The sequence below is a fragment of the Mesorhizobium sp. M7A.F.Ca.CA.001.08.2.1 genome (assembly GCF_003998455.1).
Taxonomy (GTDB): Bacteria; Pseudomonadota; Alphaproteobacteria; order Rhizobiales; family Rhizobiaceae; genus Mesorhizobium; species Mesorhizobium ciceri.
Genome location: NZ_RZPW01000057.1, coordinates 1 through 14512 on the forward strand (window position 1 = coordinate 1; position 14512 = coordinate 14512).

The following is a 14512-nucleotide window of genomic DNA, read 5'->3' on the forward strand; positions in this document are numbered from 1 at the left end:
CCTACCGACACACCTACCAGGCCGCCAATGGCAATGGCGCCGCCGCCATTGCCGCCGCCGCCGCCGACCGACTGTGCGATGATGCCGCTAGCGGAACGGCCGTTCGTCTCGACGGTCACGCCGTTGCCGGCCTGATTGACGTTGACCACGCCACCCTTGCCGCCAGTGCCGCCGCCACCGCCGATGGCGACTGAGATCACCGGGGCTACGCCGATGGCATAGCCGCCATTGCCGCCGCCACCGCCGACCGATTGGATCAGGATGCCATGCGCGCCATCGCCGCCGTTTCCATCGACGCCGGTCTTGATGACGCCGCCAACATTGCCGGTCGCCGTATCGCCCTGGCCGCCACCGCTTGCCTTGCCGCCGATCGACACGAGACCGATAGCGCCGCCGCCATCGCCGCCGCCGCCGCCCACCGACTCGACCAGCATGCCGATGGCGCCCAGGCCACTGGTGGTGATGTTGCCGGTGTTGGTCCCCGTGGCTGCCCGGCCGTCATTGCCATCCGTACCCGCGCCGCCACCGCCGAACAGACCTAGACCGCCACCGCCGTCGCCGCCGCCACCGCCCACCGACTGCACGACCATGCCGCTGGCAAAATCTCCCCGAGTTGTGATGGTCCCGGAATTTATCCCCTCGGCATTGCCGCCGATTGTCGGCACGCCCCCATTGCCGCCGTTACCCACGATACCGAAACCACTTGCACCATCACCGGCAACGCCGCCCGCCGACCGCACAAGCATACCCTTCGAGAAAGCCCCGTCCGTGGAAATGGAGCCGGCATTATCGCCTTTCGCGTCACCGCCGAAACCGCCATTGCCGCCATTGCCACCCTTGCCGGCACCGATCGCAGCGCCCAAGCCGCCATTGCCGCCGCGCCCTCCGCTGGAATTGACGGTGATGCCGTTCGAATTGACCCCGTGCGTGATGATATTGCTTTCGATCGTAGTGGTCACGGTCGCCGTGCCGCCATCGCCACCCCGCCCGCCGACGCCGCCCTTACCGCCTACCGCGATGGCGAATGCCCATGCGCCGTTACCACCATCCCCACCGCTGGCGTCGCCCGATATGCCGGGAGCATTGTCCCCCGATGTTTCGAGGGCGCCAGATGCGTTGTTTGTTATATCGACTGTTCCGCCCTTGGCGCCATCGCCGCCTTTACCACCCTTGATCTCCACAAAAGGCGGGACGGCTGTTGCATGGACAGCCGAGCCGCCATCGCCGCCGCGCCCACCCCGGGCGCTGCCAACGAAAGCGGCCTCCCCGGAGGTCGTGCGGCCGACACTATTCGTTCCCGTAGCCGGCGCCACCGGCGAATGGCCATCTCCGGCGTCAGCAGTACCGATTCCGTCATCACCATTGTCGCCCGGTGCACCATCCGTATTGATGGACAATTGCTGCGCATGGACCGGAGATTGAGCGTAAGGAAAGACCAGCCCCGCCAGTGCCGTAGCGCAAAGCAAGAGGGCTAGCCGTTTGGGCAGAATGGCGAGACATTGATTCGGCCGACCGGGCAAACCCTTCTGAGTCGCCGCGGCATCACCAAGAGCTTCCGCAGAACATGCCCTGGCTGAACCGTCGTCGGCCGATGCGCACGACAATACGGCAACGCGCCCTGTGAACAAAGCCATGCACTTACCCCCCCGGTTTACGGGGGCGCGTCTCAATGCCTGCTTGAGTCCGACGCCACCGCTATGCTCTGCTCATGCAATTGCAATAAGGATGCCGGCACTGCGCAATAAGGTTCAATGCATTAAAACAGAGCATCCGCATTCCCACTTGCGGAGCTCTGACTCAATTAGAATACATTAACTTATGCCGGATGAAACCGAAAATTTACGTGGGGACACTGACTAAAGCCACTGACGTTTCATAGTCGTCATATGACGACTATCTGCCGTTTCGCGGCCGGAATCGCAGAACAAAGCGATTGGACTGTCCGATTTCGTGATGCTCGACCCGCTGGCCATGGCATCGCCGCGCAAACGCCCTATATCTAAGGACAGAGTTTTTGCGCGGGAATGAGCGGATGTCGGCGCTTCGGCCATCAACGATCTTCACAGTGGCAATGCTGGCCACGGCAGTGCTGGCGGGTGTTTGCCTGCCGGCTTCCGCGCAAGCGCTCAATTCCGCTACCGGCAACAATGCGCTGATCCGGCAGAACGACCTGCAAATCCTGCAAAACAGGATACAACGGCAGCAATATCAGCAGCAACAGCAGCAGAATCGTGCCCAGGACCGCCAGATCGTTCAGCAACCGCCACCGGTCGTGCAGCAGCTCAAGCCAAGCTGCCAGACTCAGATAATCGGCACCACCGCCGTGAGCAATTGCCGCTGACATCAAGGCCTTTTTCGTTTATTTAGCCGACTTAGGTATTTCGGGTGTCTTTCGGCACATGCGAAAGTTTTGGTTTTGCAACGACGCCTTGTCGCGCTATGCGGCATTGCATCGACTGGATTGACGAATGGCAGCCACCAAGAAGAAGGCCGTACGCAAGGCAAAGAAGGGCGAGAGGATCCGCCAGGTGGCGGCTATTCCTTTTCGGCAGACCGCGCACGGCGACATCGAGGTTATGCTGGTCACGTCACGTACCACCAGGCGCTTCATCGTTCCCAAGGGCTGGCCGATGAAGGGCAAGAGCGGACGCAAGGCGGCCACCATCGAGGCGCAGGAGGAAGCCGGCGTGCTCGGCAAGACGCTGAAGCAGCCGGCGGGCACCTATTCCTACTGGAAGCGGCTGGCCAATCGCTTTGTCCGCGTCGACGTCATCGTCTACCTGCTCGAGGTGAGCGAGGAACTGGCCGACTGGCAGGAAGCCAAACGACGCCAGCGGGCCTGGCTGGCGCCAGCCGATGCGGCCATGCTCATCGACGAGCCGGATCTTTCAACGTTGGTGAAGACGCTGAAGATCCCTGTGCAGGTGGACCAGGCGTAGAGCCTCACTCGCCGGGGTCATCGCTTTCGGGAAACGGCCGCACCGGCGTGCCGGTATAGGCCCACAGCCACTCGCGCGGCAGCGGCCCCTTGTTTCGCTCGGCCTGCTGGGACTGCTCCCAGGCATGCGCCAGGATGCCGACCGAGCGTGACAGCACGAAAAGCCCTCGCGTCAGCGGCGGCGGAAAACCGAGTTCGCCATAGATGACGGCGGTGGCGCCATCGATGTTGAGGGGTATTTTTTTCCCCTTGCGGCGTTCGACATCCGCCTCGACCGCTTCGGCGATATCGGCGAAACGCCCATTGACGGCACCGCGTGCGGCAAATTCGCGGGTCAGTTCCAGCAAGGGCGGCGCGCGCGGGTCGACGGGATGGAAGCGATGCCCGAGCCCCGGCACATAGCCCTTCTCCTCGGCGAAGAACCGGTCGAGCCGCGCCGAGACCGCCTCATTCAGCGTCATCCCGGCATCGATCGCCACGGCAATGTCACCATAGAAGGAAAGCGCCTGCTCGCCGGCGCCTCCATGCACGTCGCCGAGAACGTTGATGGCCGAGGCCATGGCGCTGTTGATACCGACGCCGCAGGTTGCAGCCATGCGCGCGATGGCAATCGATGGCGCCTGCGGTCCATGGTCGACGGCGGCAGCCAAGGCAATGCCGAGCAATTCTGCCTGGTCCTCGCTGGGCAGTTCGCCGCGCAGCATCAGCCAGATGACAGCCGGAAAGCTGACGCGGCCGATCAGATCCTGGATCTCGTAGCCGCGCAGCCGGATGACACCTGGCCGCATCTCGATGATGTCGGTCTGCCACCATTCCTCGCCGCGCTCACGGCCCGTCTTCTTCTCCGTGCCGCTCATGCGCGTGCCTTTGTCCTGGTGCGGGGCGGCAGGTCGGCGAACACCTCGCTCATATGTTCGCCGAGCGCCGGCGGCGGCTTTGTCGGCAAGGGCGCCTCGCCATCGACCATGAAGCCGCCGCGCAAAACGGTCAGCGGCTTGTCCATGCCAGCCACATCGTCGAAATGCGCGGTCACCTGGCGCTCGAGGACTTGGGGCTCGGCCAGCACTTGCGGGATCGTCAGCACCCTGCCGGCAGGCACGCCGGCGCGATTGAGCGTCTCTTCCCAGGCCGCCGCCGAGGCGCCCGCCAGGGCGTCCTCGATCTCGACTTTAAGCGCCGCACGGTTGCGCTTGCGCGTCTCGCGCTCTGCATAGCGGACATCGGAAGCCAATTCCGGCCGGCCGATCAGCCGGCACAGCGCCACGAACTGCTCCTGCTTGTTGGCGGCGATGTTGATGAGCCCGTCGCCGGTGCGAAACGCACCGGAGGGTGCCGCCGTCATGTTCTCGTTGCCCATCGGCATGGGGTCGATACCTGCGGTCAGATAGTTGGAAACCGGCCAACCAAGTGCGGAAAGTGTGCATTCGAGCATCGAAACGTCGAGAAAGGCACCCTCGCCGCTCGTCTTCTGCCGCACCAGCGCCGAGGCGATGGCGAACGCGCCGACCAGTCCGCCAAGCGTATCGGCGACGGGATAGCCGACCCGCAGCGGCGCCGTTTCCGGTGTGCCGGTGATGCTCATGATCCCAGACAGGCCCTGGATGATCTGGTCATAGGCGGGATTATCGCGCATTGGCCCGGTCTGGCCGAAACCCGATATCGCGCAATAGACGAGGCCCGGACGAACCGTCTTCAGTGCCTCGTAGCCAAGCCCCAGCCGATCCATCACGCCGGGGCGGAAATTCTCCACCAGTGCGTCGGCGCTGGCCACCAGATCGAAAAAGCGCTCGCGATCGGCTTGCTTCTTGAGGTCGAGCACAACCGACCGTTTGCCGGCGTTCTGAGCCAGGAACGAGGCGCCCATGCCGGCGCTGTTCAGCTTCGGCGAGCCGCCGAGCTGGCGGGCGAGGTCGCCGCCTTGCGGCGCCTCGACCTTGATCACGTCGGCGCCCAGCAGCGCCAGCTGATAGGCACAGTAGGGACCGGCCAGGACATTGGTCAGGTCGAGGACGCGAATACCGGAAAGCAGTTCTGTCATGGCATCAGGGATCGATCAGGCATCGCCGGGCACATGCTCCGGTCCGCGCCGACGACGATGCTCGATGAAGGCCCAGATATGCGGGCCGGCGAGACCGATGAAGGCGAGCGTCAGCAGTGTCAGCGACAGCTTGTGGGTGTAGAACACGGACCAGTCGCCATTCGAGATGGTCATCGCCCGGCGGAACTGGGTTTCGGCGAGCGGCCCAAGGATCATGCCGATGATGACAGGCGCGGTCGGAAAATCGAACCGCCGCATCAGGAAACCGGCGGCCCCCAGCAGATAGAGGATGACGAGGTCGATGGGCGATTGCGAAATGCCATAGGTGCCGACCGTGGCGAACACCAGGATGCCGGCATAGAGCTGCGGCGCCGGGATTTTCAGCAGCCGCACCCACAGCCCGATCAGCGGCAGGTTGAGGATGACCAGGATGACGTTGGCGATGAACAGGCTGGCGATCAGCCCCCAGACGAGGTCGCCCTGGGTCGTCAAAAGCAGTGGTCCGGGATTGATGCCGTAGCTCTGGAACGCCGACAGCATGATCGCCGCCGTCGCCGAGGTCGGCAGGCCAAGCGTCAGCATCGGCACCAGCACGCCGGCTGCGGACGCATTGTTGGCGGCCTCGGGGCCGGCAACGCCTTCGATGGCGCCGACCGTGCCGAACTCCTGTTTGTGCTTCGACAGCTTCTTTTCGATGGCATAGGACAGGAAAGTCGGGATTTCGGCGCCGCCCGCCGGCATGGCGCCGATCGGGAAGCCGATCGCGGCGCCGCGCAGCCAGGGTTTCCACGAACGCCCCCACTCGGCCGCCGTCATGTAGAGCGAGCCCTTCAGCGGCACGATCTCGTCCTTGCCGGCATAGCGGCGCGAGGCCATGTACAGCGTCTCGCCGACCGCAAACAGGCCAACGGCGGCGATGATGACGTCGACGCCGTCGAGCAGTTCGGTCATGCCGAAGGTGAAGCGCGGCTGGCCGGTCTGCAGGTCGACGCCGATCATGCCGATGACGAAGCCTGCGAACAGGCTGGTCAGGCCGCGAACGGAAGACGAGCCGAGCACCGCCGAGACGGTGATGAAGGCCAGCACCATCAGCGAGAAATATTCGGCCGGGCCGAATGCCAGCGCGAATTTGACCACCACCGGCGCCAGGAAAGCGACGCCCATCGTGCCGATCGTGCCGGCGACGAACGAGCCGATCGCCGAGGTGGCGAGGGCTGCACCGCCGCGGCCGGAACGCGCCATCCTGTTGCCTTCCAGCGCGGTGACGATGGTGGCGCTTTCGCCGGGCGTGTTGAGCAGGATCGACGTCGTCGAGCCGCCGTACATGGCGCCGTAATAGATGCCGGCAAACAGGATGAAGGATGCCTCCGGCGCCACCTGATAGGTGATCGGCAAAAGCAGCGCGATGGTCAGCGCCGGCCCAAGACCGGGCAGCACACCGATGGCGGTGCCAAGCGTGGTGCCGAGCAGGCACCACAGAAGGTTGACCGGGGTGAAGGCGACCGAGAAGCCGTGTGAGAGATGTCCGAGCGTTTCCATGGCGTCAGCCCCTCAACATGGTGATGAACGCATCGATGACCGTGTTCAGCTGGTTCTCGATGAAACCGGCACCGATGTTGACGCCCAGCGCCCTGGCGAAGCCGAAATAGGCGGCCAGCGCCAGGATAAGGCCGAGCACGACGTCCCGCAGCGTACGCCTGCTGCCGAAGCCGTAGCAGACGAGCACGAACATGATGACGGATGCCGCCGTGAAGCCGAGCGGTTGGATGAGCAGCAGATTGGCGATCAGGCCGATGACGACGAAGCCCATTGCCTTCCAGTCGGTCGGCGTCTCCTTTTCCTCCTCCGGCTGCCAGCCGCCGCGAAGCGCGGCAAGGATGAGCAACAGCGAAAGAACCACCAGGCCAACCATGGTGAGGTAGGGAAAGACGGTCGGGCCGACCTTGGAGTAGAGCGGCGACACCGGGATCGCCAGCGTCTGCCAAGCGACGGCGCCGGCGCAGGCCAGGAGCCCGATGCCTATCAACAATTCCGGCACGGCAAGCCGCGACGGCGCCGCCTGCTGGTCGCTGGTGCTCATGATTGTCCTCCCCAGGAGAGCTGGCCAAGTATGGTTGGCGGAAATGCCCGGCGCCGCATGCTTGCTCCCCACCGCAGGGTCATGCCGGCTTGCATTTCATGCGAGAAGGGGCGACCTGCGCCGCCCCTATGACGATGGATCAGGCGAGCCCGAGATCCTTCAGGATCGCCTCGATGCGGGCTGAATCCTCGGTGACGAACTTCGCATAGTCGTCGCCGGTGAGCAGGATCGGCGTCCAGTTGCGGTTCTTGCATTCGGTCGCCCACGCGTCGCTCTTGGCCATGGTCTCGATCAGGGTGATCATCGCTGCCTTGTCGGCGTCGGAAATGCCCGGCGGTGCGAAGACGCCGCGCCAGTTGAACAGTTCGACATCGATGCCGGCCTCCTTCAGCGTCGGCGCATCGATGCCGTCCTGGCGCTTGTCTGCCGAGATGGCGAGCAGCCGCAGCGCGCCCGCCTTGACCTGCTCGGAGAACTCGCCAAAGCCGGATATGCCGGCCGCGACCTGGTTGCCGAGCAGCGCCGACAACGCCTCACCGCCGCCGGCGAACGGCACGTAGGACAGGTTAGTCGCCGGCACGCCGACGGTCTTGGCAATCAGGCCGAACAGGATGTGATCGGAACCGCCTGCGGAGCCGCCGGCGACAGGAACCTTTGTCGGATCGGCCTTGAGCGCGGCGACGAAATCAGCGGCCGTCTTGAACGGCGACTCCGCCGGCACGACCAAGGCCTCGAACTCGCCGGTAAGGCGGGCGATCGGGGTGACCTGCGTCAGATTGTTGGCGGCCTTGTTGGCAATGATCGCGCCAACCATGACCATGCCGGCAACCATCAGGGAATTGCCTTTGCCGTTCCACTGGCTGATGAATTGCGGCAGCCCGACAGTCCCGCCGGCGCCGCCGACATTGGTGATCTGGGAACCCGAGATGAGTTTTTCACTGCGCAGCACCTGGTCGATCGTGCGCGCCGTCTGGTCCCAGCCGCCACCCGGTGCGGCAGGCACGAAGAGCTGCATCTGGGGCGCGCCTTCGGCCAAAGCGGGAGAAAGATGCGACGTCATCAGCCCGGCACCCACGGCTGCGGTGCTCATCAAAAATCTGCGTCTGTCCAGCATGGGATTCCTCCAAATCACGACACCTCCTCCGGTGCCCGCCAAAACGCGCCTGCATCCAGACCCGTCATCGATTTCAAGCAGATGTTACGGAGTTCTGTCAACGGAAACGATATTCTACTGGACAGAACGATTTGGCGGCGCGACACAGTCGCGTCGCTCGGCTTTCTTCAAACTGGAACCGCCATGGACTCGCCAAGCAAATCGGCAGATGCGGAAATCGACCGCGCCGAAGGTGTTGCAGCACTCGATCGGGCGATTGCCATCCTCGATGCCTTCAGCACGGAGGACCGGTCGCTCAGCCTAGCCGAAATCGCGGCGCGCACCGGCCTCTACAAGAGCACCATCCTGCGACTTGCGAATTCCCTTTTGCGCGGACGATTGCTCGAGCGCCTCGACAATGGGCGCTACCGCGTCGGACCCGCGACGTTTCGGCTCGGTGCGCTCTACCAGCGTTCGGTCGTGGCGGTCGACATCCTGCTGCCGATCATGCGCGATCTTTCCGAGCGAAGCTGGGAAAGCGTTGCCTTCTACGTTCGCTCGGGCGATGTCCGCACCTGTCTTTACCGCGTCGAATCCAAGCACCCGATCCGCTACACGATACGTGAAGGCGACGTATTGCCTTTGCTGCTCGGCTCGGGCGGCCGCGTGCTCGCAGCGTTTTCGGGCCAGCAGGGCGAACCCTACGAGACCATCCGCAAGACCTGCAACTGTCTCGCCGTCGGCGACCGCGACCCCGAGACCGGGGGCGTGTCGGCGCCGGTATTCGGGCCGGGGGGCGTCCTGCTCGGCGCCTTGACCCTGGCTGGACCAAGCACGCGCGTCGACGCGGCCTTTCTGCAGCGCATGAAGCGTCCGCTGCTCGAGGCAGCGGCCCGCGCCACCCGCGCCTTCGGCGAGGACGCCTCAATGCTCGAGCAGGCAAGCCTGGCAGCGGACGCCCTGCCGTAGAATGCGGCCTGATTGGAAGGCTCGCCCAGTTCAACTTGACCAGAACCACACGGCGGTTCTTGGCGCGGCCCGCTTCGTCATCGTTGCTGGCGACAGGTGCCATCATGCCGGCGCCCGCAGCGGTCAGCCGCGCCGCTCAGGTCACCGCGCCAGCAGGATGGTCGGAGCGTCGTGATAGGTGGTCTTTACCACTTCCCGGTAACCGCACTTGGCAGCCACCCTCAGCGAAGCGCCATTTTCCGGATCGATGATACAGACGGTCTTCTCGCGCCCGAAAATCACTTCGCCCCATGCCAGGACGCGGCCAACCACCTCGGTGGCGAAGCCCGCCCCGTGCACGGCCGGAACCAGCGCCCACCCGGCCTCGGGAATGCCTTCGATCGATGGTTCCATGTCGCGCTTCAGATCGTGAAACCCGGCCTCGCCGATGAAGCGCCCGGTCGCCTTCTCCTCGATCGCCCAGAAGCCATAGCCAAGCAACGACCACAGGCCGGCGTGACGCAGGAAGCGCATCCAGCTTTCTTCGCGCGTGCGCGGCTTGCCGCCGATGAAGCGGGTGACGACGGGATCGGTCCACATCGCGGCATAGGTGTCGAAATCATCCAGCCGGTGTGCCCGCAGGATGGTTCGCTTCGTTTCGATGACAGGAGCACTGGTCGCTTGCGGATTGTTCATGGGATCTGCCTCGCACGGATCGCCAGCGCTTAGCAAATCGCCGGTGCTGCGCAAGGGGCCAGGGCAACACGGCCCATCATCCAGGCGCCGCTATGGGAATTTTGCGCGACGATGTTATTTTTCACCGCAGGCTGATTCAACACCCGCCAGCGCGACCTTTTTTCAGGCGCGCATTGGTGGCGTCAAACCCAGGGAAAAGAGCATGGATACCACCGATCTTGTGCTTGCGATCTTCCATCATCTGCTGGTGTTTTCGCTGGCGGGGATCATCGGCGCCGAATTCGTCCTGATCCGCGGCGACCTGGGTGCTGCGACGCTCAAGAGGCTCGCCGGCATCGACCGCCATTACGGCGTCATCGCCGCGCTGATCATCGTCGTCGGCATCGGCCGTGTCTTCTATGGCCTCAAGGGCTGGGAATTCTACGTCTACAACTGGGTGTTTTGGGCCAAGATAGCGGCGTTCGGCGCTGTCGGCCTGCTGTCGATCATCCCGACCGTCCGCTTCATATCCTGGAACAGGCAGGCGAGCGGCAATGCCTCGTTCCAGGTGCCGGCGACCGAACTTGCGTCCGTGAAGACCTATATCCGCGCCGAAGCTTTCATCTTCCTGCTCATCCCGGTCTTCGCCGCGGCGATGGCGCGCGGCTACGGCTACTAGGGTGGCGATCACCCTCCGACATTATCCACCCATCGAGTGCGGATGTTTGCGGACATCGGCAGTTTGCCGCCCAGTTGCTATTTGCTAGCTTGCCCTAGTTGTTGCTTCATGCGCAGCCGGTGTTGAGAGGAGATCCGCGCGGCGTTGGAGATTCATATCCCGGGAGGAGATCACGATGAGAAGATTTGTCGCCACTCTGGCTGCTGCCGCGGCCGTCACGCTTTATGGGTTCGCGGCCAGCGCGCAGACCTATCCTGAACGCACCATCACCGTTGTGGTGCCGTTTGCGGCCGGCGGGCCGACCGACACGGTCACGCGCCTCGTCGCCGAATCGATGTCGAAGGATCTCGGCCAGCAGGTCATCGTCGAGAATGTCGGCGGCGCCGGCGGCACGCTGGGTGCCGGCCGCGTCGCCAACGCCGAGCCTGACGGCTATACGCTGCTGCTCCATCATATCGGCATGGCGACAAGTGCGACGCTGTACAGAAAGCTCGCCTACGACACGCTGAACGCCTTCGAATATGTCGGCCTCGTCACCGAGGTGCCGATGACCATCGTCGGCCGCAAGGACCTGGAGCCGGCCGATCTCAAGGGGTTGGTGGAGTACGCCAAGGCCAACAAGGATTCCATAACCGTCGCCAATGCCGGCATCGGTGCGGCCTCGCATCTGTGCGGCATGCTGTTCATGAGCGCCATCAAGACGCCGCTGGTCACCGTGCCCTACAAGGGCACCGGCCCGGCCATGACCGATCTCCTCGGCGGTCAGGTCGACATCATGTGCGACCAGACGACCAACACCACCAAGCAGATCCAGGGCGGCACCATAAAGGCCTATGCCGTCACCTCGCCGGAGCGCCTCGATGTGCTGAAAGACGTGCCGACGACGGTGGAAGGCGGCCTTCCCGAAGTGCAGGTCGGCATCTGGCACGGTCTCTATGCACCCAAGGGCACACCGGCCGGGATCACCGAACGCCTGTCGAAATCGCTTCAGGTCGCGCTGAAGGACCAGAACGTCGCGGCCCGCTTCGCCGAACTCGGCACCAAGCCATCGCCCGAGGCCGATGCGACGCCCGCCGCACTGAAGGCCAAGCTGGAAAGTGAGATCGCGCGCTGGAAGCCGATCATCGAAGCCGCCGGCCAGTATGCCGACTGAGGTTTGAACAGGGGCGCCACCGGCGCCCCTGTTCGCTCGGCATCCGCTACGCACCGCGGCTTGGGAGAACCATCATGAAACCTTTCGCGATCGACAGGGCCAACGGCCTGTGCGCCGCCCTGTTCATCGGTTTCGGCGCATGGTTCGCGCTGCAATCGCTCGGCCTCGAAATCGGCACCGCGTTGCGCATGGGGCCAGGCTATTTTCCGCTGGTCCTGGCGATCGTGCTGATCCTGCTCGGCGCCGTCATTCTCGTCCAGGCTGTACGCGTCGAGGGCGAAGCGATCGGGCATATTGCGTGGCGCGGCATGCTGCTCATCCTGCCTGCTCCGATCTTCTTCGGCCTGACGGTGCGCGGCCTCGGATTCATCCCGTCGATCTTCCTGACGGCGCTGATCGCGTCGTTTGCCAGCCGCCGCATGAAGCCGTTGACCGCCCTCGTGCTGTCGGCCGGCCTGACATTGTTTGCATTCCTTGTCTTCAGCTACGCGCTCGGCCTGCCGTTCCGCCGCTTCGGCCCGTGGCTGGCCCCGTGGTTGGTATCGTAAGGCGATGAGCATGGATCTGCTCGACAACCTTGCGCTCGGCTTTTCGACGGCGACGTCGCTGACCAACCTCGGTTTCTGCCTGATCGGCGTCCTTCTCGGCACGCTGATCGGCGTCCTGCCCGGCATCGGCGCCACCGCGACCATCGCCATGCTTTTGCCCATTACCTTCCAGATCGGCGACCCGGTTTCCTCCCTCATCATGCTCGCCGGCATCTATTACGGTGCGCAATATGGCGGCTCGCCCACCGCCATTCTCATCAACATGCCCGGCGAGTCCTCGTCCGCCGTCACCGCGATCGACGGCTACCAGATGGCCAGGAACGGCCGCGCCGGGGCGGCCCTCGCGATCGCGGCCATCGGCTCGTTCTTTGCCGGCACCGTGTCGACGTTCCTCGTCGCCATCTTTGCCCCGCCGCTGACGGCGATAGCGCTGAAATTCGGCGCGGCCGAGTATTTTTCGCTGATGATCGTCGGCTTGGTTTCGTCCGTCGCGCTCGCCCACGGCTCGATCGTCAAGGCGCTGGCCATGGTCGTGCTCGGCCTGCTGCTCGGCGTTGTCGGCACCGACATTTACACCGGCACGCCGCGCTTCACGCTTGGAATCCGGGAATATGCCGACGGGTTGAATTTCGTTGCGGTGGCGGTCGGTGTCTTCGGCGTCGCCGAGATCCTGCGCAACCTCGAAAACGAGGATGAGCGCTCCGTGATGATCCGCAAGGTCACCGGCCTTATGCCGACCCGCGAGGACTTTCGGCGCATGGCAGCGCCCATCGTGCGCGGAACGATCATCGGTTCGGCGCTCGGCATCCTGCCGGGAGGCGGCGCGATCCTGGCAGCCTTTGCCTCCTACACGGTCGAAAAACGCGTCTCGAAAAACCCGAAGGAGTTCGGCAAGGGCGCCATCGAAGGCGTCGCCGGACCGGAATCGGCCAACAATGCCGGTGCGCAGACTTCCTTCATCCCGATGCTGACGCTGGGCATTCCGGCCAACCCGGTCATGGCTCTGATGATCGGCGCCATGATCATCCAGGGCATCGTGCCCGGCCCCAATGTCGCAACCGAACAGCCGGCGCTGTTCTGGGGCATCATCGCCTCGATGTGGATCGGCAATCTGATGCTGATCATCCTCAACCTGCCGCTGATCGGGCTTTGGGTGAAGCTGCTGACGATCCCCTATTACGTGCTTTTCCCGATCATCATGGCGTTCTGCTCGATCGGCGTCTACAGCGTCAACAGCAACGTCTATGATCTCTACGCCGTCGCCTTCTTCGGCTTCCTCGGCTACCTCCTGACCAAGCTGCGCTGCGAACCGGCACCGCTGCTGCTCGGCTTCGTGCTCGGCCCGCTGCTCGAGGAAAACCTGCGCCGCGCCATGATCCTCTCGCGCGGCGACCCGAGCACCTTCGTGACCAGACCGATCAGCGCCGGCCTGCTGCTCATAGCGCTCGCCGTGCTCGCCGTCGTCTTCCTGCCGGCGGTCAAGAAAAAGCGCGAAGAGGTGTTTGTGGAGGAGAGTTGAACTACGCCGCCGTTCCGCCTCGGTCCTGAACCTCTTCGACCGGGTCGAGCGGTGCGATCGGCACCAGCGGTGCCGGCACATCGGTCGTCTTGACCTCGGCCTTGCAGATGTCGGCGATGACGCAGGCCGGGCAATCCGGCTTGCGCGCCTTGCAGACGTAGCGGCCATGCAGGATCAGCCAGTGATGTGCATGGCGCATATATTCGTCCGGAATGATCTTCAACAATCCTTGCTCGACCTGTTCCGGCGTCTTGCCGGGCGCCAATCCGAGCCGGTTGCCGATGCGAAGAATGTGCGTGTCGACCGCCATCGTGTGCTGGCCGAAGGCCATGTTGAGCACGACATTGGCGGTCTTGCGCCCCACCCCGGGCAGCTTGACCAATTCATCACGATTATCGGGTACCTCGCCGCCATGGTCGCGGATCAGCGCCTGCGACAGCGCAATCACATTCTTCGCCTTGTTGCGCCACAGCCCGATGGTGCGGATATATTCGCCGACCCTTGCTTCCCCCAGCGCCAGCATCTTGTGCGGCGTATCGGCGGCCCTGAACAGCGCCCGCGTCGCCTTGTTGACGCCGGCATCCGTCGCTTGCGCCGACAGCACCACCGCGACCAGCAGCGTGAAGGCGTTGACATGTTCGAGTTCGCCTTTCGGCTCGGGCCGCTGGACGGAAAAGCGCCGGAATATCTCGTTAACTTCGGCCGGGCTGTAGCGTGACGCGCGTCGCACCGGCCGCGGGCGCGGCTTTGCGTTCGAACCATCGCGTCGTGCGGGCAACAGCTCTTTTTTGGACAGGGAAGAATCTTTGGACTTGGGGCTTGCCATTTCCCTCCTATAATA

At 64.0% G+C, this 14512-nt stretch carries 14 protein-coding genes and 1 pseudogene; 7 read left to right on the forward strand and 8 right to left on the reverse strand.

Translation table 11 applies throughout. The features are described from left to right. A pseudogene (locus EN914_RS05890) lies at positions 1-1397 on the reverse strand (autotransporter outer membrane beta-barrel domain-containing protein); the annotation flags it as partial. 635 nt (positions 1398-2032) lie between these two features. Between EN914_RS05890 and EN914_RS05895 the strand changes: the two are divergent. Both EN914_RS05895 and EN914_RS05900 read left to right on the forward strand, forming a co-directional pair. Continuing rightward, entirely contained in the window at positions 2033-2341 is a 309-nt protein-coding gene (locus EN914_RS05895) for a hypothetical protein (RefSeq protein ID WP_024502804.1), read from the forward strand. Positions 2342-2468: 127 nt separating this feature from the next. Then, entirely contained in the window at positions 2469-2939 is a 471-nt protein-coding gene (locus EN914_RS05900; protein WP_024502805.1) for an NUDIX hydrolase, read from the forward strand. Between the two features lie 4 nt (positions 2940-2943). Here EN914_RS05900 and EN914_RS05905 read toward each other — a convergent pair whose 3' ends face one another. From EN914_RS05905 to EN914_RS05925, 5 genes are all read right to left on the reverse strand, one after another. Then, positions 2944-3795, reverse strand: coding sequence for a citryl-CoA lyase (locus tag EN914_RS05905; protein WP_024502806.1), 852 nt, complete (start codon positions 3793-3795; stop codon positions 2944-2946). After that, on the reverse strand, positions 3792-4976 hold the full coding sequence (locus EN914_RS05910; protein WP_024502807.1) for a CaiB/BaiF CoA-transferase family protein: 1185 nt from the start codon (positions 4974-4976) through the stop codon (positions 3792-3794). Before EN914_RS05910 ends, EN914_RS05905 begins: the two co-directional genes overlap by 4 nt. 15 nt (positions 4977-4991) lie before the next feature. Then, a complete protein-coding gene (locus tag EN914_RS05915; protein WP_024502808.1) occupies positions 4992-6515 on the reverse strand; it encodes a tripartite tricarboxylate transporter permease in 1524 nt (507 codons plus the stop codon). A 4-nt stretch (positions 6516-6519) separates the two neighbouring features. After that, the gene (locus tag EN914_RS05920) at positions 6520-7056 is read right to left on the reverse strand and encodes a tripartite tricarboxylate transporter TctB family protein (protein WP_024502809.1); all 537 of its coding nucleotides are present in this window, start codon (positions 7054-7056) and stop codon (positions 6520-6522) included. 139 nt (positions 7057-7195) lie between these two features. After that, complete coding sequence (locus EN914_RS05925) at positions 7196-8170, reverse strand: tripartite tricarboxylate transporter substrate binding protein (RefSeq protein ID WP_024502810.1); 975 nt, start codon at positions 8168-8170, stop codon at positions 7196-7198. Positions 8171-8353: 183 nt separating this feature from the next. Here EN914_RS05925 and EN914_RS05930 point away from each other — a divergent pair, with 183 nt between their 5' ends. After that, positions 8354-9118 carry an IclR family transcriptional regulator gene (locus EN914_RS05930; protein ID WP_013529610.1) on the forward strand — a complete coding sequence of 255 codons (765 nt, stop codon included), beginning with the start codon at positions 8354-8356 and terminating at the stop codon, positions 9116-9118. Positions 9119-9259: 141 nt separating this feature from the next. On the opposite strand, the gene EN914_RS05940 is transcribed toward EN914_RS05930, so the two are convergent. After that, positions 9260-9793, reverse strand: coding sequence for a GNAT family N-acetyltransferase (locus tag EN914_RS05940; RefSeq protein ID WP_013529609.1), 534 nt, complete (start codon positions 9791-9793; stop codon positions 9260-9262). 202 nt (positions 9794-9995) lie between these two features. Here EN914_RS05940 and EN914_RS05945 point away from each other — a divergent pair, with 202 nt between their 5' ends. The 4 genes from EN914_RS05945 to EN914_RS05960 all read left to right on the forward strand — a co-directional run bounded on the left by EN914_RS05945 (position 9996) and on the right by EN914_RS05960 (position 13671). Then, on the forward strand, positions 9996-10451 hold the full coding sequence (locus EN914_RS05945) for a DUF2214 family protein (RefSeq protein WP_024502811.1): 456 nt from the start codon (positions 9996-9998) through the stop codon (positions 10449-10451). Positions 10452-10626: 175 nt separating this feature from the next. Then, entirely contained in the window at positions 10627-11604 is a 978-nt protein-coding gene (locus tag EN914_RS05950) for a tripartite tricarboxylate transporter substrate-binding protein (protein WP_032899038.1), read from the forward strand. Between the two features lie 74 nt (positions 11605-11678). Next, the gene (locus EN914_RS05955; protein ID WP_024502813.1) at positions 11679-12152 is read left to right on the forward strand and encodes a tripartite tricarboxylate transporter TctB family protein; all 474 of its coding nucleotides are present in this window, start codon (positions 11679-11681) and stop codon (positions 12150-12152) included. 10 nt (positions 12153-12162) lie between these two features. Next, the gene (locus EN914_RS05960) at positions 12163-13671 is read left to right on the forward strand and encodes a tripartite tricarboxylate transporter permease (RefSeq protein WP_127389022.1); all 1509 of its coding nucleotides are present in this window, start codon (positions 12163-12165) and stop codon (positions 13669-13671) included. A gap of 1 nt (position 13672) precedes the next feature. Here EN914_RS05960 and nth read toward each other — a convergent pair whose 3' ends face one another. Further along, positions 13673-14497, reverse strand: coding sequence for an endonuclease III (gene nth, locus EN914_RS05965; protein ID WP_024502815.1), 825 nt, complete (start codon positions 14495-14497; stop codon positions 13673-13675). Positions 14498-14512: the final 15 nt, after the last annotated feature.

Bases quoted from the DNA above. Each gene is read 5' to 3' on its own strand.
- EN914_RS05895 (WP_024502804.1), top strand. From the start codon at position 2,033: ATGTCGGCGCTTCGGCCATCAACGATCTTCACAGTGGCAATGCTGGCC.
- EN914_RS05900 (WP_024502805.1), top strand. From the start codon at position 2,469: ATGGCAGCCACCAAGAAGAAGGCCGTACGCAAGGCAAAGAAGGGCGAG.
- EN914_RS05905 (WP_024502806.1), bottom strand. From the start codon at position 3,795: ATGAGCGGCACGGAGAAGAAGACGGGCCGTGAGCGCGGCGAGGAATGG.
- EN914_RS05910 (WP_024502807.1), bottom strand. From the start codon at position 4,976: ATGACAGAACTGCTTTCCGGTATTCGCGTCCTCGACCTGACCAATGTC.
- EN914_RS05915 (WP_024502808.1), bottom strand. From the start codon at position 6,515: ATGGAAACGCTCGGACATCTCTCACACGGCTTCTCGGTCGCCTTCACC.
- EN914_RS05920 (WP_024502809.1), bottom strand. From the start codon at position 7,056: ATGAGCACCAGCGACCAGCAGGCGGCGCCGTCGCGGCTTGCCGTGCCG.
- EN914_RS05925 (WP_024502810.1), bottom strand. From the start codon at position 8,170: ATGCTGGACAGACGCAGATTTTTGATGAGCACCGCAGCCGTGGGTGCC.
- EN914_RS05930 (WP_013529610.1), top strand. From the start codon at position 8,354: ATGGACTCGCCAAGCAAATCGGCAGATGCGGAAATCGACCGCGCCGAA.
- EN914_RS05940 (WP_013529609.1), bottom strand. From the start codon at position 9,793: ATGAACAATCCGCAAGCGACCAGTGCTCCTGTCATCGAAACGAAGCGA.
- EN914_RS05945 (WP_024502811.1), top strand. From the start codon at position 9,996: ATGGATACCACCGATCTTGTGCTTGCGATCTTCCATCATCTGCTGGTG.
- EN914_RS05950 (WP_032899038.1), top strand. From the start codon at position 10,627: ATGAGAAGATTTGTCGCCACTCTGGCTGCTGCCGCGGCCGTCACGCTT.
- EN914_RS05955 (WP_024502813.1), top strand. From the start codon at position 11,679: ATGAAACCTTTCGCGATCGACAGGGCCAACGGCCTGTGCGCCGCCCTG.
- EN914_RS05960 (WP_127389022.1), top strand. From the start codon at position 12,163: ATGGATCTGCTCGACAACCTTGCGCTCGGCTTTTCGACGGCGACGTCG.
- nth (WP_024502815.1), bottom strand. From the start codon at position 14,497: ATGGCAAGCCCCAAGTCCAAAGATTCTTCCCTGTCCAAAAAAGAGCTG.